The organism is Tropicimonas sediminicola, from assembly GCF_900188335.1.
In the GTDB taxonomy this organism is placed as follows: Bacteria; Pseudomonadota; Alphaproteobacteria; order Rhodobacterales; family Rhodobacteraceae; genus Tropicimonas; species Tropicimonas sediminicola.
The window spans coordinates 180,219-204,754 of sequence record NZ_FZOY01000005.1; the positions used below are offsets into that span (position 1 = coordinate 180,219).

At 66.0% G+C, this 24,536-nt stretch carries 19 protein-coding genes and 2 pseudogenes; 14 read left to right on the forward strand and 7 right to left on the reverse strand.

Annotated elements, in window-relative coordinates; translation table 11 throughout:
- Positions 1 to 67 precede the first annotated feature (67 nt).
- On the forward strand, positions 68 to 2,278 hold the full coding sequence (locus CHB86_RS14330; protein ID WP_089233744.1) for a TRAP transporter permease: 2,211 nt from the start codon (positions 68 to 70) through the stop codon (positions 2,276 to 2,278).
- A 550-nt stretch (positions 2,279 to 2,828) separates the two neighbouring features.
- Here CHB86_RS14330 and CHB86_RS14335 read toward each other — a convergent pair.
- Positions 2,829 to 3,098: a LysR family transcriptional regulator gene (locus CHB86_RS14335; RefSeq protein WP_089233745.1), complete on the reverse strand. Its 270-nt coding sequence runs from the start codon at positions 3,096 to 3,098 to the stop codon at positions 2,829 to 2,831.
- Positions 3,099 to 3,262: 164 nt separating this feature from the next.
- On the opposite strand from CHB86_RS14335, the pseudogene CHB86_RS25350 reads away from it, so the two are divergent.
- From CHB86_RS25350 to CHB86_RS25315, 5 genes and pseudogenes are all read left to right on the forward strand, one after another.
- A pseudogene (locus CHB86_RS25350) lies at positions 3,263 to 3,553 on the forward strand (pirin family protein); the annotation flags it as partial.
- 67 nt (positions 3,554 to 3,620) lie between these two features.
- Positions 3,621 to 3,791 (forward strand): hypothetical protein, encoded by a 171-nt coding sequence (locus tag CHB86_RS24650; protein WP_176442872.1) that lies wholly within the window; start codon positions 3,621 to 3,623, stop codon positions 3,789 to 3,791.
- A gap of 197 nt (positions 3,792 to 3,988) precedes the next feature.
- A pseudogene (locus CHB86_RS25305) lies at positions 3,989 to 4,084 on the forward strand (hypothetical protein); the annotation flags it as partial.
- Positions 4,085 to 4,170: 86 nt separating this feature from the next.
- Positions 4,171 to 4,617: a hypothetical protein gene (locus CHB86_RS25310; RefSeq protein WP_342747469.1), complete on the forward strand. Its 447-nt coding sequence runs from the start codon at positions 4,171 to 4,173 to the stop codon at positions 4,615 to 4,617.
- A gap of 31 nt (positions 4,618 to 4,648) precedes the next feature.
- The gene (locus tag CHB86_RS25315; RefSeq protein WP_342747470.1) at positions 4,649 to 4,978 is read left to right on the forward strand and encodes a hypothetical protein; all 330 of its coding nucleotides are present in this window, start codon (positions 4,649 to 4,651) and stop codon (positions 4,976 to 4,978) included.
- Between the two features lie 91 nt (positions 4,979 to 5,069).
- On the opposite strand, the gene CHB86_RS14355 is transcribed toward CHB86_RS25315, so the two are convergent.
- The 3 genes from CHB86_RS14355 to CHB86_RS14365 form a co-directional block, all read right to left on the reverse strand.
- Positions 5,070 to 5,897: a sulfite exporter TauE/SafE family protein gene (locus CHB86_RS14355; RefSeq protein WP_217898318.1), complete on the reverse strand. Its 828-nt coding sequence runs from the start codon at positions 5,895 to 5,897 to the stop codon at positions 5,070 to 5,072.
- Positions 5,898 to 5,900: 3 nt separating this feature from the next.
- On the reverse strand, positions 5,901 to 7,691 hold the full coding sequence (locus tag CHB86_RS14360; protein ID WP_089233750.1) for a gamma-glutamyltransferase family protein: 1,791 nt from the start codon (positions 7,689 to 7,691) through the stop codon (positions 5,901 to 5,903).
- An 83-nt stretch (positions 7,692 to 7,774) separates the two neighbouring features.
- A complete protein-coding gene (locus CHB86_RS14365; RefSeq protein WP_089233751.1) occupies positions 7,775 to 8,479 on the reverse strand; it encodes a fumarylacetoacetate hydrolase family protein in 705 nt (234 codons plus the stop codon).
- 134 nt (positions 8,480 to 8,613) lie between these two features.
- Between CHB86_RS14365 and CHB86_RS14370 the strand changes: the two genes are divergently transcribed.
- The 4 genes from CHB86_RS14370 to CHB86_RS14385 are packed head-to-tail and all read left to right on the forward strand — an operon-like array spanning position 8,614 to position 12,023.
- A complete protein-coding gene (locus tag CHB86_RS14370; RefSeq protein ID WP_089233752.1) occupies positions 8,614 to 9,633 on the forward strand; it encodes an ABC transporter substrate-binding protein in 1,020 nt (339 codons plus the stop codon).
- Positions 9,630 to 10,436 (forward strand): ABC transporter ATP-binding protein, encoded by an 807-nt coding sequence (locus CHB86_RS14375; protein WP_089233753.1) that lies wholly within the window; start codon positions 9,630 to 9,632, stop codon positions 10,434 to 10,436. The genes CHB86_RS14370 and CHB86_RS14375 overlap by 4 nt, the downstream gene beginning before the upstream one ends.
- Positions 10,437 to 10,450: 14 nt before the next feature.
- On the forward strand, positions 10,451 to 11,299 hold the full coding sequence (locus tag CHB86_RS14380) for an ABC transporter permease (protein ID WP_089233937.1): 849 nt from the start codon (positions 10,451 to 10,453) through the stop codon (positions 11,297 to 11,299).
- Positions 11,300 to 11,333: 34 nt separating this feature from the next.
- Positions 11,334 to 12,023: a GntR family transcriptional regulator gene (locus tag CHB86_RS14385; RefSeq protein ID WP_089233754.1), complete on the forward strand. Its 690-nt coding sequence runs from the start codon at positions 11,334 to 11,336 to the stop codon at positions 12,021 to 12,023.
- 278 nt (positions 12,024 to 12,301) lie between these two features.
- Here CHB86_RS14385 and treY read toward each other — a convergent pair whose 3' ends face one another.
- The 3 genes from treY to glgX are packed head-to-tail and all read right to left on the reverse strand — an operon-like array spanning position 12,302 to position 18,247.
- Positions 12,302 to 14,500: a malto-oligosyltrehalose synthase gene (treY, locus tag CHB86_RS14390; protein WP_176442883.1), complete on the reverse strand. Its 2,199-nt coding sequence runs from the start codon at positions 14,498 to 14,500 to the stop codon at positions 12,302 to 12,304.
- A gap of 2 nt (positions 14,501 to 14,502) precedes the next feature.
- Entirely contained in the window at positions 14,503 to 16,221 is a 1,719-nt protein-coding gene (treZ, locus tag CHB86_RS14395) for a malto-oligosyltrehalose trehalohydrolase (RefSeq protein WP_089233756.1), read from the reverse strand.
- Positions 16,214 to 18,247, reverse strand: a complete 2,034-nt coding sequence (glgX, locus tag CHB86_RS14400) for a glycogen debranching protein GlgX (protein WP_089233757.1) — start codon at positions 18,245 to 18,247, stop codon at positions 16,214 to 16,216. Before glgX ends, treZ begins: the two co-directional genes overlap by 8 nt.
- Positions 18,248 to 18,517: 270 nt before the next feature.
- Here glgX and CHB86_RS14405 point away from each other — a divergent pair, with 270 nt between their 5' ends.
- From CHB86_RS14405 to CHB86_RS14420, 4 genes are all read left to right on the forward strand, one after another.
- Positions 18,518 to 19,087, forward strand: a complete 570-nt coding sequence (locus CHB86_RS14405) for a biliverdin-producing heme oxygenase (protein ID WP_089233758.1) — start codon at positions 18,518 to 18,520, stop codon at positions 19,085 to 19,087.
- The gene (locus CHB86_RS14410) at positions 19,080 to 21,641 is read left to right on the forward strand and encodes an HWE histidine kinase domain-containing protein (protein WP_089233759.1); all 2,562 of its coding nucleotides are present in this window, start codon (positions 19,080 to 19,082) and stop codon (positions 21,639 to 21,641) included. The genes CHB86_RS14405 and CHB86_RS14410 overlap by 8 nt, the downstream gene beginning before the upstream one ends.
- Positions 21,642 to 21,769: 128 nt before the next feature.
- Positions 21,770 to 22,999 carry a putative DNA modification/repair radical SAM protein gene (locus tag CHB86_RS14415; protein ID WP_089233938.1) on the forward strand — a complete coding sequence of 410 codons (1,230 nt, stop codon included), beginning with the start codon at positions 21,770 to 21,772 and terminating at the stop codon, positions 22,997 to 22,999.
- Entirely contained in the window at positions 22,999 to 24,453 is a 1,455-nt protein-coding gene (locus CHB86_RS14420) for a UdgX family uracil-DNA binding protein (protein WP_089233760.1), read from the forward strand. Before CHB86_RS14415 ends, CHB86_RS14420 begins: the two co-directional genes overlap by 1 nt.
- The last annotated feature ends 83 nt before the right edge of the window (positions 24,454 to 24,536 follow it).

The window sequence follows — 24,536 nt, forward strand, 5'->3', positions numbered from 1 at the left end:
ATGGGCACGGGCGCCGCGACGGCGCGCGCCCGTGCGTCTACCAACCTCAGCAACCGGGCGGAACACCATGACGAGGACGCCGGATTCACTGGATTCCGAAGCACGCGACGTTGTCCCCGGGACACAGGAGTCGCTTGTCGAGCAGGCGGCTGCGACCTCCCGTGTCGATGACGAGCCGACCACGGCAAACCAGCGCCAGCCCGCCGGCTACCGGCACTGGATCATCGCCTGGGCATGTGTGGCCTACTCCGTGTTCCACCTGCTGGTGATGAACGTCTATCCCTTGGAAACATGGACCTATCGACTGACCCACGTCGGCGGCGGTCTGGTCCTCGGTTTCCTGCTTTACGGCGCGACGGCCATGTCGGACGCGGCAACGACCCGGCGTTCGGCGCTGTCTGTCGCGCTTCTCGGCCTTGCCGCCGCAGGCGTTCTGTACGGTCTCTTCGCGGTCTCCGCCATCTGGTACAACGGACGGATCCTTGGCGAAGCGATACCGCCCAGGTGGGCGATGGACAGCTTCGGCATTCCCCTGACGGTCGGAACGGCATTGGCGATCCTGCACGGCTGGATCTTTCCCCACGAGGACGCCGAGAGGTTCTCTCCCGCCGACATGATCCTCGCCGCCGCGGCGGTCGCCTCCACGGCCTACCTGATTTTCTTTGCCCGGCAGCTCCAGCTTCGCGCGGGCATGCCGATGGCATTGCCCGGCGACATGTGGGCCGCAATCACCGGCGTTCTGTTGATCATCGAGCTGACCCGTCGTCTTGCAGGGCTGGCGCTCGTGATCATCGCATCGGTCTTCGTCGCCTACGCATTCCTCGGCCCCTGGCTTCCCGGGATCTTCGAGCACCGCGGCTACACGGCAAAGCGTTTCTTTTCCTACATCTACACGGACAACGGGATCCTTTCCGCGCCCATCGCCATCTCGTCGACCTATATCATCCTTTTCGTCATTTTCGCCGCGTTCCTGCAGACGACCCGTGTGGGCGAATACTTCGTGAAGCTCGCCTTCGCCGCGGCGGGGCACCGGCGGGGCGGCCCGGCCAAGGTCTCGATCTTCGCATCCGGCCTGATGGGAATGATCAACGGCACCTCGGCCGGAAATGTCGTGGCCACCGGTTCGCTGACCATCCCGATGATGAAGCGCGTCGGATACACGCCGCAGACCTCCGCCTCCGTCGAGGCAGCAGCGTCCACCGGCGGTCAGATCATGCCGCCGATCATGGGGGCCGGCGCCTTCATCATGGCCGAGATCACCGGCATCTCCTACATGGAGATCGTCTGGGCGGCGATCGTGCCGGCGGTGCTCTACTTCATCTCGGTCTATTTCATGATCGACCTCGCGGCCCAGAAGGCGAACATGAAGGGCCTTCCGCGCGAGCTTCTTCCCAAGCTCGACGCCCTGCTGAAGCAGATCTACCTTTTCACGCCCATCGTCGTGCTGATCTACGCGCTCTTCGCCGGGTACTCGGTCATCCGCTGCGGCACGCTGGCGATGATCACCGCGGCCGTCGTGTCCTGGCTGACCCCGCACCGCATGGGGCCGAAACAGCTTTTCCACGCGCTCGAGAACGGCGCGCGCATGGTCCTGCAGCTCGTCGCCGTCTGCGCCACGGCGGGCATCATCGTGGGGGTGATCGCCCTGACCGGGATCGGATCCCGCTTCTCGACGGTGTTGCTCACTCTCGCGGACCAGAGCCAGTTTCTCGCACTGTTCTTCGCGATGGTCGTCTCGATCATCCTCGGCATGGGCATGCCAACCACGGCGGCCTATGCCGTGGCGGCGAGCGTCATCGCCCCCGGTGTGATCAATCTCGGGGTGGAGCCGCTGGTGGCCCATCTCTTCATCTTCTACTTCGCGGTCATGTCGGCGATCACGCCGCCGGTGGCGCTCGCGGCCTATGCCGGCTCGGCGCTGGCAGGGTCGGACCCCTTGAAGACCAGTGTCGAAAGCTTCCGCATCGGTCTCGCCGCATTCGTGGTGCCGTACATGTTCTTCTTCTCGCCGGCGATGCTGCTGCAAGGTACCGGGTTCGAGATCGCACATGTCGCCGTCACCGCTGTTGCGGGTGTCTACCTTCTGGCTGCGGCGGTGCAGGGATGGTTCATGGGGCCGGCGAACTGGTTCGTGCGAGGTTCGCTCGCGGTCGGCGGCTTGACAATGATCGCAGGCGGCTGGCTGACCGACGCGATCGGCCTGGGTATCGCCGCGGTCCTCGTTGTGATGCAGCGGCGTGTCCTTTCGGCACGGGATCTGGCTCACGGTGCCGATTGAGGGCATTGAAGGATCTGCTGGCTCTGACCGATCTTGCCAGATGCTGCGCGTTTTCCAGACCATGCCGGGGCCGCGTCATTCGGTCGTGTCGGGAGCTTTGGCGCCGCGGAACGGGGCAGGCCAGACCTCCAAGCCAAAGGCGAGGCGGTCTGTTTGGGGCCTGTCGCGCCCGCGCTCTCGACGGGCGGCGCGCTGGCCTTTGCTGCAGCGACCAAGCCGGCCCTGCATGAGTTCGATGGCCGACCGTGACCATTTCCCGAGGCTCTTCACGTTCCAGTGCGAGCGCCTGAACGCGTTCGGGATGTGATTGACCATCGATCCGGGGCCAGTGCTGACCGGTGCCGTCAACAATCCCCACTGAGACCGTGAATGCCTCCGGCGGCTTCTCTCTGCCGCGTTCCAGCTAAAGAGACTGCTTCTCGAACGCAGCCGACAGGACGCCGGTGCGCAGGATAACGCGGGTGTCGGGAAAGCGGGCCTGCAGCTTGGCCAATACGGGTGTCGCGGCGCCCGGATCTGCGGCGGCATCGATGGCGACGGTGATCGTCTCTTAATGCCCCTTGTCGAAAAGCCGCACCAGCTGGTTCAGGTCCTCGACCTCCGACAGGACTTGCAGGGACTGCAGGTAGACCCGCCGGCCGACCGGGGTCAGCTCCAGCCTCGAGCCGAAGCGATCGAATGGCTCGGTCCCGGTCTGGACTTCGAGGGCCTTCAACGCCTGGCTCACCGCGGGCTGGGTGCGGTGGAGGCTCTCCGCCGCCGGCTTGACCGAACCGGCCTCGACCACGGCACGCAGCACTCGCAGTTGATCCAGTTTCATTGGCGGGTTTTTTTGATCGGCCCGGCCAATGCAGAAGAGCGGAAGATGGAAATTTCAGTGCATCGCGCAGGTGCATACCTCTGAGCCAGTCACAGTAGTTTCCCCGATGAAGCCGGTCACATCACAGCAAGACGTCCAGCCCGACCGCGTCGGACCTGTCACGATTGCCCGCGCCATCCCCAACGCGGCGGAGCAGTTCGTGGGTCCGATCCTGTAGCTGGACCCCCTTCCGCCAGGGAATATCGCCGGGCGAGGTCCCCGATCCTGACGGGTCGTTCGCGCATCCGCGTCGGGATATCGCGAGCTTTACCTATGTCTTGGAAGGCGCGCTGACCCATACTGACAGCAGCGGTGGGCATGGCACCATCGCGGCAGGTGGCGTGCAATGGATGAAGGCCGGCAACGGCATCGTGCATAACGGGATGGTCCCCCAAGACCTGCGGAATAAACGGCGGCAGGCTGCACAGCTTCCAGTTCTGGATCAACCTGCCAGCCCGAAACAAGGCGGAGCCGGCCGAATACATGCCCGTTCCGGCCGCGGGCCTTCCCGTCGTGCCACTGCCGGGCGGCCGGGCTCACCTCAAGGTGCTCCTGGGCGGATACCATGGCAACGCCGCGCCGATCCCGCCCTTCATGGAAGAGTTCATCTCGCATCTCCGCATCGAGCCCATGGGCTCTGCCGGGGTGGCCTAACCGCCCGAGCTGCCGGTAGCGGATTTCCTGCCGGGCCTGGGCGCAAACGTTGGTGGATCGGATGTTGCCGCGCACCGGCTCTTCGGGCTCGGAACCGAGGGGACGGAGATCGAGCTCGCCAACCCGGGCACCGGCCCGCTTGACCTCCTTCTGTTTGGCGGTGCGCCGATTGCGGAGCCGGTGGCGATGCGGGCCCCTTCGTGATGAACACCGAGGATAAGCTGCAACAGGCCTTCCGCGAGTTTCGAGCGGGCAAATACGGGCGCATCGCCTACCCGTTAGCAACGGCCTGACTCTACACAGAACTCCCGGATCCGCGCGGTCTCTGCTCCTTCCCCCCATGACCCGCCACCTGGCCGCCCAGTAAGGAAACACCCCCATGTCCAAACGAATTGCAATCATTTGCGGCGGCTCCTCCAACGCCACTCCCTTCATTCCTGTGGGCGACGGCATCGAGGGGCTGTGGCAGGCCAACCAGCGCATCAACGAGCAGCTCAAGGCGGCTCGGTCGACCGGCATCGTCGGTGCCAGGGCCGTCGGCACGGAACTGGCAGGCGAGATCGCCCATGCCAAGCCGGACAAGAAGTTCACGCTTGTCTCGGATTTGGACCGCCTGTTTCCCACCAAGCCGGAAAAGCTTGGCACCGCACTGTCAAAAAAGTTGCGTGTCCCTCACACTTGGAAGCAAGGCCGAGAACCTCCAAAGCATAACCGAACCCTGTGCATGTCGGCTGAGGCTGTCGGATGGCACGGAGCAGGATTTCGACCTGACCTTCCCCGTCCTCGGATCGCGCGCCAGTTCCGAACTGATCGATGGCCTGCCTGACACGCAGAAAGGCACCGCGAACCGGAGCAAGGTGGAGCAGTGGCTGCGGCCGTCGTCTCTGCCCAACGTCTTCGCCGCCGGAGACGTGGCCGATGGGGGCGACGGCATGACCATCGTCGCGACGAGCCGCCAGCTGCCCTGGCTCAAGTCAACGCTGAAGGGGCTCATGGCTGGCCAGCCGCTCGAAGAAATGAAGCCCTGCAAACCATGGGGCACCAAGGCACCACGCCTCGTGCCGCTCGGCCTAAGGCGCGGCATTTCCTTCCTCAGCCTGTTTACGGCAGGGGACTTCCTGACGCGCAAGGCGAAGGGCAAGAATCTGTTCGTGACGAGATACATCAGGTTTCTGAACCGGGCGTGAATGGTTGCGGGCCGGCGACATGGGGCAGGGTGCCGCTGCCGCCGGGGCGATCACCATTCTGAATCACGCATTACCGGCACCGCACACCCGACTACCGAAGCAGATCGAGGAACATGCGCAGCGCCGTCAGCCCCAGGAACACCCCGAATGCCAACCGCAGCGCGCTCCGTGGAATACTGTGAGCCAGACGCACACCCACTCGGGCGAACGCCATCGACAGCGGCACGATCAGAGCCACACCGACAAGGTTTACATACCCCAGGGAAAAAGGTGGCAGCCCGTCGCTGCCCCATCCGGTCGCGGCGTAAACCAAGGTGCCCGGAACGCCGATCACGAAGCCTATCGCGGCACTGGTTCCGACGGCCTTTCTGATGTCGTAGCCGAGGAAATTCAGAAGCGGAACGCAAACCGTGCCACCGCCGATCCCCATCATCGCGGAGATCGCTCCGGCCACGACTCCCAGACTTGCCCATACCGGCCGCGAGAAACTGCGCGGAGTGCCCGGCTCCGAAGGCGTGCGGAACAGCATGTCGACTGCGACCAGCGCCGCCACCGCGGCGAAGACCGCGACCAGGGCCGTGCCACTTGCGAAACCGCCGATACCCGCGCCGAGAAAGACGCCGATCAGGATGGACGGGGCCCACAAACGCAACAGCGCCATGTCGATCGCGCCACGCCGGTAATGCCCCCCGGCCGAGGACAACGAAGTGAACACGATGGTTGCCAGCGAGGTTCCTACGGCCACCTGCATTGCGTTGCCCTCGGCAAGACCGAAGGCCGACAAGGCAAAGTAGAGTGCCGGCACGATCACGATGCCGCCTCCAACCCCGAGAAGCCCGGCAAGTATCCCGCCGAGCACGCCTGACCCGGCAGCCACGGCCGCAAGGTATGCAAGCATCGGCATGCTGAATTCAGTCATCCCTCAGCGCCCGATTGCATAGGCTTGCATCAGGCGCGGCGTGGCCGCCCCTTGCACCGTGCCATCGGCCTCGCGAAGGGCAGCGGTCAGACGGCCGACAGTCCACGGGGCTGCGACAACGACCTCGTGCCCGCGCGCGCGAAGCGCCGCAATCGTGGCCTCGTCCACGCCCGGTTCGATCATCATGACGCCCGGTTTTGCCTCGCGCGGGTAGAACGAGCCCTGGAAATGCAGCGAATGGAACAGCGGCGCGTCGATGCCCTGCTGCAGATCCATCCCGTGATGAACGAAGCGCAGGAACCAGATCAACTGCCATTGGTCCTGCTGATCCCCGCCCGGTGTGCCAAAGGCGATGCGCCGTCCATCCTTTTCGGCCAGGCTCGGTGTCAGGGTGGTTCGCGGGCGGCGGCCGGGGGCAAGCGAACCGGGCATCCCCTCTTCCAGCCAGAACATCTGGGCCCGACTGTTCAGCGGAAAGCCGAGCCCGGGAATGACCGGCGAGGATTGCAGCCACCCGCCCGAAGGCGTGGCCGACACCATGTTGCCCCAGCGGTCGATGACATCCAGGTGCACCGTGTCGCCGCGCCGGTCGGTCAGGTGCGCCATGGTCGGCTCGCCGGCGCTGGCGCCTGTTTCGGCCTGAACGGTCCGCGCGGCGCGCGCGATGCAGGCATCCGCAAGGTGCTCGAAACCCGGTATCCTGCCCGGTCGCTGCTCCAGCGAGGCCCTCTTGCCGATCAAGGCACGGCGCGAGGCGGCGTACTCCTCGGACAGCAGCACATCCATCGGGATTTCGGAATGCTCCGGATCGCCATAGAACGCCTCGCGGTCGGCATAGGCCAGCTTGATCGCTTCAATGACCGTATGCACGAAGTCCGGGCCGTTCGGGTCCATCGTGTCGAAGTCGATCCCCCGAAGGATCGCGAGCGCCTGCAGAAGCACAGGACCCTGACCCCAGGGCCCGGTCTTGTGCACGCGCCACCCGTGGTAGTCGAGGCTCGTCGTTTCTTCGTAGCTGGCCTGCCAGTTCTTCATGTCGTCGCGGTCCAGGACCGCGCGGTGCGCACTGCCGGACACGTCCATCACTTCCGCGGTCTCGAGGTAGTCGCAGATCGCGTCGGCCACGAACCCCTCGCGCCAGATCGCGCGTGCCGCATCGATCTGCGCGTCCCGGCCGGACTGGACCTCGGCCTCCGAAAGGAGTCGCTCGTAGGTATCCGCCAGGTCGGGGTTGCGGAACAACGCATTCGGCTCGGGCACCGACCCGCCGGGCGTCCATACTGCTGCCGAGGTGGGCCATTCGCGCGCGAAGAATTCAGCCAGCCCGTCGATTGCCCGCGAGACTGCCGGAAGCATCGGATGTCCGTCGCGGGCATAGCCAATTGCCGGTTCCAACACGTCCCGAAGGCTGAGCGTGCCGTGGTCGCGCAGCATCAACATCCAGCCGTCGAACGCGCCAGGCACGACAGTCGCCAGCAGCCCCGAGCCGGGCACCAGCGACAGCCCCTCGGCGCGATACTGCGCGATCGTCGCCCCCGCCGGCGCCACACCCTGCGCGCACAACACGCGGATCTTGCCGCTCTGCGCATCGTGCAGGATGGCCGGAAGATCGCCGGCCGGGCCATTGAGGTGCGGCTCGACAACCTGCAGGACGAGGCCGCAGGCCACGGCTGCATCGAAGGCATTGCCGCCCTTTTCAAGGATGCCGAAACCGACAGCGGAAGCGATCCAGTGGGTCGACGTCACGACGCCGAAAGTGCCACGGATCTCGGGGCGGGTGGTGAAGTCGGTCATGAGGTCTCCGTCAGGGGGCAGCTGGGCAGATTGCGTGCGCCGCCCAACGCGAGCGGCGCATTGTCATCAGCTAGAAGCAGGGGTCAGGCAGGTTCGCCCACTGTCACTTCGAGCGCGCCGACGTTCTCGATCCTGCCTTCCATGCGGTTGCCCGGCAGGACCGGACCGACGCCGTCCGGCGTTCCGGCCATGATGATGTCGCCCGGTTCGATCGAGAAGTAGCGCGACAGTGTCGAGATGATCTCCGGCACGCGCCAGATCATCAGGCTCAGGTCCGAGTTCTGGCGCAGCTCGCCATCGACGGAGAGCTGAATCGCCCCCTTGTCGGGATGACCCACCACTTCGACCGGCTGAATGGCGCTGCAGGGCGCGGAGTGGTCGAAGGACTTCTTCAGCTCCCAGGGCATGTTCGGGGTGATCGGCGTTTCGACAAGGTGGCGCCGGGTCATGTCGATACACACGCCATAGCCGTACACATGCGACAGGGCGTCCTCCAGCGGGATGTTGTAGCCACCGGATTTCATCGCGACCATCAGTTCGATCTCGTGATGGAAGTCATCGGTCATGGGCGGGTAGGGAACCGTGCCGCCTGCGTGGATGATCGAGTCGACCGGCTTCTGGAAGATGATCGGGAAATCCCGTGATTCGTCGCCGCCCATTTCCCGGACGTGGGCCACATAGTTCTTGCCGATACAGTAGATCCGGCGCACCGGAAATTCCGCATCGCTGCCGGCAACCGGCAGTGACACCTGTTCGGGTGCAGGCACGACGAAAGACTTGCAGGACATGGATTTCCCTCGCTGTTGAATGTCCCGCTCATGAATAGTGCACAAAAATAAATTTCACCACAATAAAATGCACAATTGTTGACAGATCTCCCTAATAGTGCGTTCTTCGGCTCACAAACAACACGGAGGTTCCCATGCCACTCAGAAGACAAGTCCTTGCCGGAACGGCGGCAGCAGCGGTTCTCGCCGCACTGACATTCGGCGCCGAGGCGCAGGAGACGACCAAGGTTACGCTTGCGCTGCCCAGCCCGGGCGGCATCGGCTACTTCGCGCTCTACAACGCCATTGCCGAAGGGTATTTCGCCGAGGAAGGTATCGAGGTCGATGTCCAAAGCGTCAACGGATCTGCGCAGGTGCTGCAGGTGCTTGCGGCGGGCCAGGCCCAGTTCGGCCACCCCGGGCCGGGGCCGCTGCTAAACGCCCGCGAGGCCGGCGAAGACATCGTCTACATCTACAACTACTTCGCCTCGAGCCAGTTCAGCCTTGTCGCTGAATCGGACTCCGGATTTTCCTCGCCCGAGGACCTGAAGGGCAAGGTCGTCGGTGTCGGTACTTCCGACGGTGCCGAGGTTGCTTTCGTCCGCTCGATCTTCGACTCCTACGGCATGAAGGACGGAGAGGATTACACCTTCCTCACCGTCGGCGAAGGCGGGATGGCCGTGGCCGGCTTCATGCAGGACTCGATCGATGCCTTTGCCTCGGACACCGCCGGCATGGCCACGCTGCGCCTGCGCGGGATCGACCTTGCGAACCTCACCCCGCCGGAATTCAAGGGCTACTTCGGCAACGGCTATGCGGTGACGCGGGAGTTCATGGAAGAGAACCGCGATGTGGTTGAGGGTTTCGGACGCGCGATCGTTCGTGGCATGCGCTTCGGCACCGATCCGGAGCATCGCGAGGAGACCATGGAGAACGCCAAGCTCGGCAACCCGCAGCAGCTCGAAGACAAGGAATTCGCCTCGGCGCTGCTGGATACCTACTTCTACCTGACGACGCCGGCAGACCCCGCGAAGGGCTATGGCTACCAGAACCCCGAAAGCTGGGAGCGCTGGCAGGCGACGCTGGTCGAGTCCGGCGACCTGGATGCCCCGCTGCCGGACCTGACGCGGGCCTACACCAACCAGTTCATCGAAATCTGGAACGCCGCCGAATGAGCGCGGTCGCCAAACTGGTATCGGTCGGGGACACACCCCGGCCGGTCTACGAACTGACCGGCGTCTCCCGGTTCTTCAACGATGGCAAGGTCGTTGCGCTGGACGGCGTCAGCCTGACCCTGCCAAAGGGCGAGTTCCACTCCGTCATCGGTTCCAGCGGGTGCGGAAAGACCACGCTGCTCAAGATCATGGCGGGGCTGATGCCGCCGTCCAGGGGCAGCGTCATGCTGGGCGGTACGCCGGTGCTTGGTCCGCGCGACGACATAGGCATGATGTTCCAGCACGCGACCCTGTTCCCCTGGCGGACGACCGCCGAGAACATCCTCCTGCCGATAGAGGTGCGCCACGGCCGCAAGGCCGCCCGTGCGGAACGGGGACGCGCAGAACGCCTGTTGCAACTTGTCGGCCTGGGCGGTTTCGAGGATGCCTTCCCGAGCGAGCTCTCCGGTGGCATGGCGCAACGTGCAGCCATTTGCCGTATGCTGATCTCGGATCCCCAGGTCCTGCTGCTCGACGAACCGTTCAGCGCGCTCGACGAAATCACGCGGGACTTCATGAACCTCGAGTTGCAGCGCGTCTGCATGGAGCGCGAGGCATCTGCCTTCCTGATCACCCATTCGATCTCGGAAGCGGTCATCCTGTCCGACGTCGTGCACGTCATGTCGTCCCGGCCGGGACGCGTGGTGCAATCGGTCCGGATCGACCTGCCGCGCCCGCGCACCCTGGAAATGACCAGCCTGCCCGAGTTCGGCGCCTATGCCACGACGATCCGCAACCTACTGGACAAGGGAGCCTTCCTGTGACCGACCAGGCCCAAATGCCCGCTGACGCAGCAGCGATGACCGATACCGTCTGGGTTCAGAAAGTATCCTGGTCGGCCCGCGTGCCCCGGTGGGTCTCGATGACGGTGCTCATGGCGCTGTTCCTCGCAACATGGCACCTCGTGTCGATCTCGGGGCTGGTCTCGCCGCTGATCCTGCCGACCCTGTCGGACACGGTGTCGGACCTTGGATTTGTCGGCCGGAACCTGCTGTCGGGCGGATACATGCTGTCTGCCTTCTGGGTCACGACCAAGGAAGTCCTTGTCGGCTTCGCCATCGCCGTGACCATCGGCGTGACGCTCGGGATTTTGGTAGGCGAGACGACCTTCGGCGAACGCGCGGTGATGCCGTATATCGTCGCCATCGACACCATGCCCAAGATCGCCTTTGCCCCGCTCTTCGTGTCGTGGCTCGGTTTCGGCATCGGCTCCAAGGTGGCGCTGGCCGCGTTCATATCGGTGTTTCCGATCGTGGTCGGTACGGCTGCGGGCCTGCACGCGGCCGATGCGAATGGCCGCATGCTGTTCCAGAGCATACGGGCCTCGCGCCTTCAGACGCTGATCATGCTGAAGATCCCTTCCGGACTGCCGCAATTCTTCACCGGTCTGAAGATCGCCTCGATCAGCGTCGTGGGCGGCGCGGTGGCCGGCGAGCTACTCGGCGGCGGCCAGGGTTTCGGCGAACTCATACGCGCGGCCGCGTCGCAACTTGATACGCCAAGGGTGTTTTCGCTAATCATCTACCTCAGCCTGCTGGGAGTGCTCATGTTCGGCCTGGTGACGTGGATGCAGCACAAATTTGTCTTCTGGGATCGCAGCAGCACCACGAAGCCGGTACAGTCGTGACCGGAAACGTACCAAACCGCAGGGCAGCCATCGCATGACCAAGGCAAACGAACGATCGACCCTGGCGACGACGGTTTACGAGAAGCTGCGAAATGACTTGCTTCATGGCGCGTATGGCCCCTGTGAGAAGCTCCGGATCGAGGCCATTGCCACGGAATACGGTGTCGGCAACAACGCCGTGCGCGAGGCGCTTTCGCGCCTCGCCGCCGAGAGGCTTGTCGATCGCCACGAAAGGCGAGGATACACCGCTCCGGTGATGGACCTGGCGGCCTGGCAGGAGCTGGGCCGAACCCGCTGTCTGGTCGAGTGCCTGGCCCTGCGCCAATCGATGGAGAACCGCACCGACGAATGGGAAGAAGCCGTGGTGGTCGCCTATCACCGCCTGGCCCGGATCGGAAGAAGCGAGGATTTCAGTGAGCGTTTGCCGGAGTGGCACATCGAACACCGGAACTTTCACCGGACGTTGATCGGAAACTGCGGCTCCCGCTGGATCGTGGAATTCTGTGACCAGCTGGCCGATCAGGCGGCGCGCTACATCTACATCGCCAACCTCAACAACGACAACGGGCGCGATGGAAACATCGAGCACGAGGAGCTGATGACCGTCGTGCTCGAGGGGACGATCGAGGAGGCCGAGAAGGTCCTGACCGAGCACTACAGCAAGACCCTCCGCGCCATCGAGAACATGCTGCAGGCGGACGAGCTCGCGGGATCGGGAGCGTAACGACCTGCCGCCGGAAATCGGAACCGGATCACCGGATGCGGCGATCCGGGGCAGTAACCCGGTACAAACTCCGTCAGGCTTCAACCAGATGGCGTCCTGGGCGCGACGCCGGCCATCACGGGATCGAACGGAAACGCAGGCCCGACGACTTGGCCACAGCACGCGGAATGTGGTTGGATGTCGAAGTTGCTTTGAAAGTCCGGTCCGCTGAGCCGTATTGCAGTATCTCGGACCGTCGATCTGTGTCCGCCAGGCGCGTATTCGCTGCCCGGGCAATCCTAGACAGCGCCAGCCCCAGGGGAAATGCCAAGGCTCTGTTCACGGCAGCGGTCCAGAAGCGGCGCGTAGCGTGCCATGATCCGAGCGCTCGGATCCGTCGGGGGCAGGTCGCGGTCATCAGGCTCGGCCCCGGTGAGACGGGCGCGGGTCAGACGGCACTTCGCTCCGGCGGCTCCGGAGGACGAACACAGGGCTTCCATTTCGGCAGGCGAGACGGGGCGGCGGTTGTCGGGGTCGGTGAGGTCGAGGAGCGCCCCCTCCGCCCCCTGGTAGAAGTCGGGCACGCCCGGGAGCGCGAGTTTCAGTTCGAGCTGCAGGCGTGACAGCGCCTCGCCCGCGGCAAGGATCGGGGCAAGCTGCGGTGGCTCGTCCCGCGTCCAGTCGGCCACCAGCGCCCGGGCAAATGCAGCCGCGGCCTCTTCGACCTCGGCGTCCGGGTGCGCCCAAGTTGTCGTCTCCTTCGCCTCGCGCAGGGCCTTTTCAGTATGCTGCACGAGCCGGTCGGCGAGATCCTGTGCGATCGGATGGCCACCGGGCTGCCAGAGCGCGATCAGAGACTGCAGGATGTACCAGCATTGGTTCGGATCGGGGGCAGTGGCTTCGGGCAGGGCGCGGGCGCGGGCCCACAGCGCGGCGAAGTCGTCGGGGCAATGCGTAAGCGCAACGAGCCGCATCCGCGCGTCCTCGCTGCGCTTGGTGTCGTGCGACGAGGTCAGGGTGAGCCCGCGTGATCCTCGGGTCGCCGCCCAGTCGAGGAACTGCGCCGCGTCCCAGGCGGGCTCGTCGGGTTCGGCGCCCACTTCGTTTGCGGCGAGACAGGGCACCCAGCGGAACCCCGCGGTGTCTTCCTGTGCCTTCGCGAGCAGCGCCCCCGACACCTGCTGGAACCGCCGGGTGAGCGCCGCCTCTTCGGCGGTCTCGGATCGCAGGATCGCCTCGACGAGAGCGCGGACCACCCGATCCGAACGGAGGCCTTGCGCGGCCTTCTCGGCCACCTCCTGCCACAAGGTCACGTCAACCTCGCGGGGCGGACGCCCGGGCTGGATGTAGCTGCGGTAACGCGGGAAGGCGATGAGCAGGGCGAAGACCGCCTCACGAATGGATTCGGCGCCCGCGTCGGTTTCTGGATCGTCGCCTAGCACCGGTTTGCACAGCGCGATCAGCTCGTGCAGTTCGGCCGCAAGTTCCTCGCGCAGCACCTGGTCCTTGGCCTCGGCAAGTGCTTCGCGGAAGCTCATGTCGCGGCCGGTTTCCTCCTGCCAGAGCGCGTGCAGCCGCTGCCAGCCGGCTTCGTCGGTAAGCACGCAGGCGATGGCGCGCGCGGCCTCGTAGCCGGTCGTGCCGGCGACCGGCCAGTCGGGCAGCTTTTCTTCGCCGACCAGGATCTTCTCGACCCAGATCGGCACCGGTCCGAGGTTCGCGGCAAGACGACGGAGGTACCCCGTCGGGTCGGCCAGCCCATCGACATGGTCGACCCGCACGCCATCGACCTCTCCTGCATCGACAAGATCGAACAGGAGCGCATGCATGTCTTCGAAGACCTCGGCCCGTTCGACCTGCATCCCGATCAGCGACGTGACGTTGAAGAACCGCCGATGGGTCACCCCGTCACGTTCGTAGCGCCAATCGGTCAGCCGCCAGGATTGGGCGTCGTGGACGGCGCGCAGGGCGTCGCGGTCATTGCGGGAGATGTCCGTGCCGGGGGCAAGCGGCAGGGTAAGCCCCGGCGCTTCTAGCACCGGCCGGCCGGCCTCGCGCCGCAGCGAGAGGTCGCCGCGTTCCAGCGCCTGGTCGAAGGTGCCGTCGAGCAGCGGCAGGACCAGCGGTCCCGCCTGCCAATCGATGTCGAAATGATGCGCGAAACGGCTGTGTTCGCCGTAGCGCAGGACGTCGCGCAGCCAGGGATTGGCCGGGGTGAAGGCGGTATGGTTCGGGACGATATCGAGGATCAGCCCGAGACCCTGCGCCCTGGCCGCCCTTGCGAGGCTGGAGAAGCCCGCGCGGCCGCCGAGGGCCGGGTCGATCTCGCCGGGGTCGATGATGTCGTAGCCATGGGTCGATCCGTCCTGCGCGGTAAAGATCGGCGACAGGTAGAGATGCGAGATCCCGAGGGAGGCGAGGTGGGGCAGCCATGTCTCGGCGGCGGCGAAGTCGACGCCGCCCCGAAGCTGGAGCCGGTAGGTGGCTGTGGGGAACATGGTCATGTGCTCATGGCAAAGGCGAAGGGAGAGAGGGCCGGGTCGCCCTCGGAAAGGTCCGGCGACCAGTCGGGCGGCGTGTCGGGCAGCGCCCCGAGATTGGCCGCGATCCGAAGGCGGCCGGCGGCGAAGCGCCATTCGGCGGCGATCGAGCGCGGACCGGTGCGCCAGGCTTCGGGGTCGCCGACGAGACCGGAGGCGACACGCGGAACGACGTGCTCGCGTCGGAATGCCAGGCACCGGCGGGTAAGGTCCAGCCAGCCGCGCGCACGGTCGTCGTCGGCCCAGCCGAGGCGCGAGGCATCGCGCGTGGCCGGGGACGTGGGGTCGGGCACCGTTGCCCCGGCAAAGGCGGAGAACCCGGCAAACTCCGCCCGGCGCCCGTCGCGGTAGGCCTGGGCAAGGTCTTCGCCGGGGTCGGCGAAGAACTGGAAGGGACGGGTTTCGCCGCGCTCCTCGCCCATGAACAGCATCGGCACGAAGGGCAGGCAGAGCAGCATCGCATGGGTGGCGCGGGTCGCCGGGCCGCCCGCGAGCGCGACCAGCCGCTCGCCGAGGGCGCGGTTGCCGACCTGGTCGTGAGTCTGGTTGGAATTGACGAACGCGCAGGGCGGCAGGTGGCCCGACGGCTTGCCGCGCGCGATGTCGCTGCCCGCGCGCTCCTGGCCTTGCCGCACCTGGCCGGAACGGAGCGCCAGCAGGAGATCGGCGATCGGATCGAACGCGAAGGAGCGATAATAGCTCTCCGCCTCTCCGGTCAGCGCACAGTGGATCGCGTGGTGGTAATCGTCGTTCCAATGGGCGTCGAGCATTCCGGTTTCGCGCAGTGCGGTGTCATTGCGCTCGTCCTCGGCGACCAGGTAGACCGGCCCGTCCACGGCGGCACGCGCGGCCGTGGAGATCTCGTCAAGAATATGGATGTCGGAGGGGTCCTGGATCTGGTGGGTCGCATCGAAGCGGAACCCGTCGATCCGGTACTCGGTCAGCCACATCACGGCATTGGCCCGGTAGAAATCGCGCACCGGCTCCTTGGTGAAGTCGATGGCCGCTCCCCAGGGTGTGCTGCGGGTTTGGTCGAAGAACGGCGGCGCGATGCGGTGCAGGTTGACGCCCTCGGGGCCGAAGTGGTTGTAGACCACGTCGAGCAGCACCATCAGGCCGAGCCCGTGGGCGCGGTCGACCAGCCGGCAGAGATCCTCGGGCGTGCCGTAGGCGTGGTGCGGCGCGAAGGGGAGGGCGGTGTCGTACCCCCAGCCGTGCTGCCCCGGGATCTGGTTCAAAGGCATCAGTTCGATGGCGGTGATGCCGAGTTCTGCGAGCCCCTCGAGACGGTCGGCGGCAGCGGCAAAGGTGCCCTCGGGGGTGAAGGTGCCGATATGGATCTCGGAGATGACCGCTTCATGCCAGGGGCGGCCCGGCCGGTCGTGTTGCCAGCGAAAGCCCGAGATATCGACAAGGGCCGAGGGGCCGAAAAGTCCGTGGGGTTGCGCGCGCGAGGCCGGGTCGACCATCGGCAGGTCATCGACAACCAGGCGGTAGAGGCTACCGGCGGGGGCTTCGAGATACCCCTCGAACCGGTCGGCGGCATCGCGGGCGAGGTCGTGGCGGGTGCCGTCGATCTCGACGGCCACGCGGGTCGCCCCGGGGGCCCAGAGCCGGGCGCGCCATCCGTCGCCGGACCGGGCGACGCCCCAGTACCGCGCTGGGACCCCGTCAGCCATTGTCGAATACCGCAACGCTCTGAGGGGGCATTTCAAGTGGGCGCGCTTCGGGCGCAAGATCGCGGCTCGCGAGCCGCAACCGCCAGTTGCCCTCCGGAAGGGTGATCGTGGTGGCGTCACCCGCGTTGAACAGCATCAGCAGGTTGTGGTCGTCGCCGTCGAGGATCAACCCGAAACAGAGCGTCGTCGGCCAGTCGCTGTCCTCCATGTGACGCCCCTCGGGGTGCCACCAGTGCACCGCGTCCAGGCGGTCGCCCTGCGCGCCGGAAATACCTTCGAAGGTGCGGCTCGAGAGGTCCGGAAAGCTGCGCCTCAGCGCGGTCAGCCGGGCCACCCAGTCGATGAGATCGGTGTCGGCCGCATCCCAGTCGAGCCAGGATGTGTCGTTGTCCTGGGCGTAGACGTTGTTGTTGCCGTCCTGCGTGTTGCCCATTTCGTCACCGGCGAGCAGCATCGGTACGCCGCGCGACAGGAACAGCGCCGCGAGCATCGCCTTCACGCGTGCGTTGCGGGCGTCGTTGATGACCGCGTCATCGGTCGCGCCTTCCGCCCCCATGTTGTCAGAGACGTTGTGGTCGTGGCCGTCGCGCCCGTCCTCGCCATTGGCCTCGTTGTGCTTGTGGTTGTAGGAGACCGTGTCGCGCAGGGTGAAGCCGTCGTGGGCGGCGATGAAATTGACGGAGCTCGTGGCCGGGCGGAGCGAATGGCCGAACTGTACGGGCGAGCCGAGGAGCCGTTCGGAGAACCGGCCGGTCATCTCCGGGTCGCGCCGCCAGAAGCCGCGCACGTCGTCGCGGAACTTGTCGTTCCATTCGCGGAAAGGCCAGGGAAAACCGCCGACCTGGTAGCCGCCGTCGCCCACATCCCAGGGCTCCGCGATCAGCTTCACCGACGAGAGCACCGGGTCCTGCTTCATCGCGGCGAAGAAGGCGCCCTCGCGTTCGAACCCGGTCGGTTCGCGGCCAAGCGTCGAGGCCAGGTCGAAGCGAAACCCGTCGATATGCATGACTTCCACCCAGTACCGCAAACTGTCGAGCACCATGCGCAGCACGGCCGGATGCGCGACGTTGAGCGTGTTGCCGGTGCCGGTCACGTCATAGCAGTGGCGCGGGTGATCGGGATCGGTGAGGTAATAGGTGAGGTTGTCGATGCCGCGAAAACTCAGCGTCGGGCCCTTCTCGCTGCCCTCGGCGGTGTGGTTGTAGACCACGTCGAGGATCACCTCGATGCCGGCCTTGTGCAGGGCCTTTACGGTGCGCTTGATCTCCTCCACGTGCCCGCCGGCGAGATAGGAGGCCTGGGGCGAGAAGAAGTTGATCGTATTGTAGCCCCAGTAATTGGTGAGCCCCTTGTCGACGAGGTGCTGGTCGCGCAGGAAGGATTGCACCGGGAGCAGCTCGACCGCCGTGACGCCGATCCGGTTGAGGTGGTCGAGGACGGCCGGATGGGCGAGCGCCGCGAAGGTGCCGCGCTGTTCCTCGGGCACGGCGGGGTGCTGCATGGTGAGGCCGCGCAGATGCGCCTCGTAGATCACGGTTTCCGACCAGCGGCGGCGGATCGCCAGATCGCCGTTCCAGTCGAACACCGGGTCGGAAACCACGCCCTTGGGCACGAAAGGCGCGCTGTCGCGGTCATCAAAGGTGAGGTCGTCGCCGGTGGCGACGTCGTAGCCGAAAACCGCGTCGTTCCAGATCAACTCGCGGTCGAGACGGCGGGCGTAGGGGTCGATGAGCAGCTTTGCGGGATTGAAACGGTGCCCCCGGTCCGGCTCGTAAGGCCCGTGGACGCGGTAGCCATAGCGCTGGCCGGGGCCGACGTCCGGCAGGAAACCGAACCATATCCCGCCCTCCATCTCCGGCAGCATCCCCGACTGCGTGGGCGCGCCGGAATCGTCGAAGAGGCACAGCTCCACCGCCGAGGCGTGTTCGCTGAAGATCGCGAAGTTGGTTCCGCCCTCCTGCGGTTCTGCTCCGAGCATGTCGGAGCGGGCCGCGGACCGGTCGAAGGGGAGGTCGGACTTGGTCATGCAGAGATCCCTTGAAAAACCCCGAGCGCTCCCGGGCCGACCTGCCAACGTCCCACGGCGCATTTGGTTCCACGGCAATGGCCCGAAGGTGTTTTCGTCGCCCCCCACGGCCTCGCTTAGGTCATGGCCGGAGTCCCGTCTCGTGCGGCCGTCTTCGGGCAAATCCGGCAGAGTCCGGCCGCGGCATTGCCCCTCGGTTGTATTTGCAACCGGCGGTTTCACCTGACATCAATCGGGGCTGAACCCTCATTGAGCCGCGCGAAACAGCCCATGGATGGAACCGTTCCAGCGAACCTGCGCCTTCGCCTGCGCTCCGCCACCCGTGAGGCGCACGAGGCGTTGGACGCCCAGGTCTCGGCCTTCGAAATCTCGACGGAGAGTGGTCTGCGGTCGTTTCTGGCGATGCAGGTGCAGGCACTGAGCGCGCTGATGCCGGTGTCCGGACGGGCAGGCTGCGCCCCGATCCTCGAACCCTTGCGCGACCGGGCAAGGGACGATCTGGCCGCATTGTCGGGCCGGGTCCCCGAGTCGGCGCCCGTGCTCGAGGCAGCGCCGCATCCGCTGGCGCTGGACTATGTCATTGCAGGCTCGCGGCTTGGCACGGTGATCCTCAAACAGCGCTGGAAGGCGTCAACCGACCCTGCCGTCCTTGCGGCGGGGAACTATTTCGGCGCGCCGGATTACATCGCCTGCTGGAAGGATTTCTGCACATCCGCCGCCGAGATGGACGCATCTTGTGCAATCTCCGACCGGATCGTGGCGGATGTCGCCGGCCTGTTTGACTTCTACAGGCGCTGTGCACAATCTGCGGTTTCTTGCGAAAGGGAACGCCATGTCTGACCCGGATTTCCCCGGCCGGTCCGCCGACGTTGACCTCACGAACTGCGATCGTGAGCCGATCCACAGGCTGGGGCGGGTGCAGGATTTCGGGTGCCTGATCGGGGTGTCCTCTGACTGGATGATCACCCATGCGTCGGAGAACTGCGGCGAGCTCCTCGGGCTGCCGTCCGAAACGCTGATCGGCACGCGCCTGATGGAGGTTTTCTCCGAGCCGACGGTGCACGATCTGCGCACCAGGATGCAGGTGCTGGGCTCGCAGGACGGGCATGCCCGCGTGTTCGGCTACGCGGTGTTTGGCGACGCGCGGCTGTTCGACATCTCGATCCACAGAAGCGGACGCCAGATCCTGTTCGAATTCGAACCCCGCCGGGCCGTGAAAGGGTCGCCGCAGGACGACGGAACGGTGCAGGCCCTCATCGCCCGCGTGCAGCGTCACGATACGGTCGAGCACATGGCGGCCGAGGCCGCGCGGGGGCTGAAGGCGCTCTCCGGCTTCGGCCGGGTGATGGTCTACCGGTTCGAAGACGACGACAGCGGAACCGTCATCGCCGAGGTGAAGGAGCCGGGACAGGCGCCGTTTCTCGGCCTGCGCTACCCGGCAAGCGATATCCCCAAGCAGGCGCGGGCACTCTATACCCGCAGCCTGTTGCGCCTGATCGCCGACGTGGACGGCCCCACGCACGCGATCCATCCCGAATTCGATCCAAGCGGCGAACCGCTGGATCTCTCGCTGTCCGTCACCCGGGCGGTCTCTCCGATCCACCTCGAGTACCTCAGGAACATGGGGGTCGCGGCGTCGATGTCGGTATCGATCCTGCGCAAGGGCAAACTCTGGGGCCTGTTCGCCTGTCACCACGACGCGCCGAGGGCGATCAACTACGAGACCCGCACCTCGATCGAGCTGTTCGCGCAGCTCTTCAACTACGAACTGGCCCAGCTCGAAATGAACAGCGAGCTGGCCGATGTGGACCGCGCGCGGGGCCTGCATGACCGGCTCATGTCGCAGCTCTCGAGCGGCGGGTCTCTGTTCGGGACGTTCGAGTCCTTCGTCGAGGAGATCCGCGAGGTCATCGAGTTCGACGGTGCGGTGATCTTTTCCGAAGGGCGCCACAAGGCCGTCGGACCCGCCCCGACGGAAGACGAGCTCGCCGGTCTGGCCCGGTTCCTCAACACGACGCCGCCGGCGCAGGTCTACGCGACCGAGAACCTGGGCGCGCGCTACTCGAAGGCGGAGGCCTTCGCCGATCGTGCCGCGGGCCTGCTCGCCCTGCCGATCTCGCGCACGCCGCGCGATTACCTGGTCCTTTTCCGGCGCGAGATCGCGCAATCGGTGACCTGGGCCGGCAACCCCGAGAAACCCGTCGAGACGGGGCCGAATGGCATTCGCCTGACACCGCGCAAGAGCTTCGAGGCCTGGCAGGAAGTGGTGCACGGCCGCTCTGCCGCGTGGAAAGACAGCGAACGGCGAGCGGCCGACGCGTTGCGGGTCACTCTCCTCGAAGTGGTTCTCAAACTTGCCGACGAGAGCAACGCGGCGCGCAAACGCGCGCAGGATCAGCAGGAGCTTCTGATCGCCGAGCTCAACCACCGGGTTCGCAACATCCTCAACCTGATCCGCGGCCTCGTATCGCAAGGGCAGGGGGACTCGACGAGCGTGGAGGCCTTTCAGTCGGTGCTGGATGCGCGCATTCACGCCTTGGCGCGCGCCCACGACCAACTTACCCTCACCGAATGGTCATGGACGTCTTTCAGGGCGCTCGTCGAAACGGAGGTGACCGCCTTTCTGGCAGACGGATCGCCACGGGTGCACATCACCGGTGCGGAGATCGAGCTCTCGCCCGAGGGGTTTACCACCCTGGCCCTGGTGGTCCACGAGCTGGTCACGAACTCCGCGAAATACGGCGCATTGAGCGTGCCGACCGGATCCGTGGCGCTGGATGTGGCGCTCGACGCAGACGGCACGGCGTCCCTTCGCTGGCACGAACGCGATGGCCCGGCTGTCAAACCACCGACGCGAAAGGGCTTTGGCACCACCATCATCGAAAGGTCGATCCCCTTCGAGCTGCGCGGCGAAGCCAATCTGCGCTACCGGGTGACCGGCGTCGAGGCGGAGTTCACCCTGCCCGCACGACATGTCCGGGCGTCGGAAGGGGGCGATACGCCGAAGGTCTCGCAAGCCCCGACGGCCAACGGGGCGGCGCGGATTTCCGGCAACGCGCTCGTGGTCGAGGACAACATGATCATTGCCCTCGACGCGGCCGACATGCTGTCCGATCTCGGCGCCGCCGCCGTCCAAACCGCCGGCAGCGTGGTCGATGCGATGAAGGTTCTCGACGAGGGCGGGATTGCGTTTGTGCTGGCGGATGTGAACCTCGGCGACGAGGTCTCGTTCCCTGTCGTCGAACGCTGCATCGCACAGGGGATCGGGGTAATCCTCGCAACCGGCTACGGCCCCAGCGAAGATATCGCCGCCCGGTTTCCAAACGTGCAGACCCTGAAGAAGCCCTACACGATCGAGCACTTGCGCGCCCTTCTGACGGCCGAGCGGAGATAGGCCGGCAGGTTCGCTGGACACCGAGGCCACCGGTGCCGCGGTGAAGATCTGCCGCCCTCCCACAGGCATGTGATCGGCACAGGCGCGATGCGTATTGCGCTGCGCTGCAGATGTTCTATTTTTGTTCCATGCCCAGAACAATCTCCGAGAAACTGGCCATTCTCGCCGATGCCGCCAAGTACGACGCCTCCTGCGCCTCTTCGGGAACCACCCGCCGCGACGCGCGCAACGGGGGGATCGGCAGTGCGGGCGGCAGCGGGATCTGCCACGCCTATACGCCGGACGGACGCTGCATCAGCCTGCTCAAGATCCTGATGACCAACTTCTGCATCTACGACTGCGCCTATTGCATCAACCGGGTGAGCAGCGGTGTGGAGCGGGCGCGGTTCAGCCCCGAAGAGGTCGTGACACTGACGCTGGAGTTCTACCGGCGCAACTATATCGAGGGGCTGTTTCTCAGCTCTGGGATCATCCGCAGCCCGGACGACACGATGGCCGACATGGTCCGGATCGCGCGCCTCTTGCGCGAGGAGCACGGCTTCAAGGGCTATATCCACCTCAAGACCATCCCCGAGGCCAGCCAGGAATTGATCGACGAGGCCGGACGTCACGCCGACCGGTTGTCGGTGAACATCGAGCTGCCGCGCGACGAGAGCACCCGGCTGTTCGCGCCGCAGAAGAAGCCCGAGACGATCCGTGCCGCGATGGCGGCTGTGCGCCTGAAACGGCAGGCAAGCCGGGAGCGCAGCCACACCGGCAAACCCGCGCCCCGGTTCGCGCCTGCCGGCCAGTCGACGCAGATGATCGTCGGCGCCGACGCCGCCAACGACCGAGACATCCTGACGACCGCCTCCCGGCTCTACACCGGCTACCGGTTGAAACGGGTCTACTACTCGGCCTTTTCGCCGATTCCCGATGCCTCCGCCGTGCTGCCGCTGATCAAGCCGCCGCTTGCGCGCGAGCACCGGCTGTATCAGGCGGATTGGCTGTTGCGGTTCTACGGCTTCGACGTCGAGGAAATCACCAGCGCCCGGCCGTCCGGCGACCTCGATCTCGAGATCGACCCGAAGCTGGCCTGGGCGATTGCCAACCGCGCGCAGTTCCCCGTGGACGTCAATCGGGCGGGGCGGGGAATGCTGTTGCGGGTGCCCGGGTTCGGGACCCGGACGGTCGACCGCATCCTCTCCGCGCGCCGCTCGGGCGCGCTGCGCTATGCCGACCTGCTGCGGATCGGCGCGCGCATGAACACGGCCAAGCCGTTCGTGACCATGCCCGACTGGTCGCCGGGGGCCTTGACCGATACCGACAACCTGCGCGCGCGTTACACGGCCGCGCCGGAACAACTCAGCCTGTTCTGATGTACCGCGTCGCGCTGCCGCAGCTGGGGTTCTTCGAGACATGGCGCGACAGTGCGCGGCGGCTCCTGAGCCACGAGGTAGCGCCGGACCAGATCGTCTGGGATCGCGGTGGGGTGGCCGATCTCTTTGCCTCCACGCCGCTGCCCGAGGCCGAGGGGCCGGCAAAGGTCACGGCGACGAAAGAGCTGATACGGATGGCCAAATCGGCCTTGTGTCACACCGGGCCAGAGGCCCCGGCGCTGCTGTACCGGGCGCTTCACCGCCACCAGCGAGACCAACGCGCCCTCGCGAACCCGGCCGATCCATTGACGCGTGACCTCGCACGCCTGCAGAAAGCCGTCGGGCGCGACATCCACAAGACGCATGCCTTCGTGCGGTTTCGGGAGCTCCCCGACGAAGTGCCCGACGAAGGGGCAGGGGATCCGCCCCGCCGCCGCTTCGGCGCCTGGTTCGAGCCCGATCACCTGATCCTCGAGGCGGCCACGCCGTTCTTTGCGCGCCGCTTCGCCGACATGGACTGGACCATCGCGACCCCGCAGGGCGTGGCCCGGTTCGAACGCGGCGTGGTGTCGTTTCACCCGCCGGCACCGCGCCCGGATCTGCCGGACGACGCCTCCGAAGCGCTTTGGGGCACCTATTTCGCGAATATCTTCAACCCGGCGCGGCTGCATCTGCGGGCAATGCGGTCCGAAATGCCGCTGAAGTACTGGAAGAACCTGCCCGAGACCCGGCTCATCCCGGGTATGCTGGAGGACGCCCAGGCGCGGGTCGACGCGATGCGCGCGGCCATGCCGACGGAGCCTCCAGCGCGTGCGCGGCGCATTCTCGACAGGCTCGGGCAGACCGACGCCCCTCAGCCGGATGTCCCGGCCGACATGGATGCGGCAAAGCTGGCCGCGGCGGCATGCCGGCGCTGCAACCTGTGCGAAGCCGCGACCCAGACCGTTTGGGGCGAGGGCGACACTTCGGCGGGTTTGATGATCGTCGGCGAGCAGCCGGGCGATACCGAGGACATCGCTGGACGGCCTTTCGTAGGGCCCGCCTGGCAGGTGCTTTCCGCTCTCATGGCCGAAACCGGCATCGGCCCGGTCTGGAAGACCAATGCGGTCAAGCATTTCAAGTTCCAGCCGCGCGGAAAACGGCGCCTTCACCAGTCGCCCGATCGCAGCGAGATCGACCATTGCCGCTGGTGGCTCGATCTCGAGCGGCGGTTCGTGAAGCCGCAGATGACCCTCGCACTGGGGGCCACGGCCGCCTATGCGCTGACCGGCAACCCCGCCCCCCTGGGCGCGCGCCGCGGCAAGGTCGAAACCGGGCGCGACGGCGGCCCAGTCCTCGTGACCTGGCATCCGAGCTATCTGCTCCGTGCGAAGGGCCCGGATGCGATGCGCCTGCGCGCACAACTGCGCGACGACCTGGCCACTTCGGTCCGGATGGCCGTCTTGCCGCAATGAGCCCACCCAGGCCGCAGGCACCCGAATAATCGCGTGCGCCTTGGCGGCCAGACTTCAACCAACCCGGAAGGTCGCATAGCGCC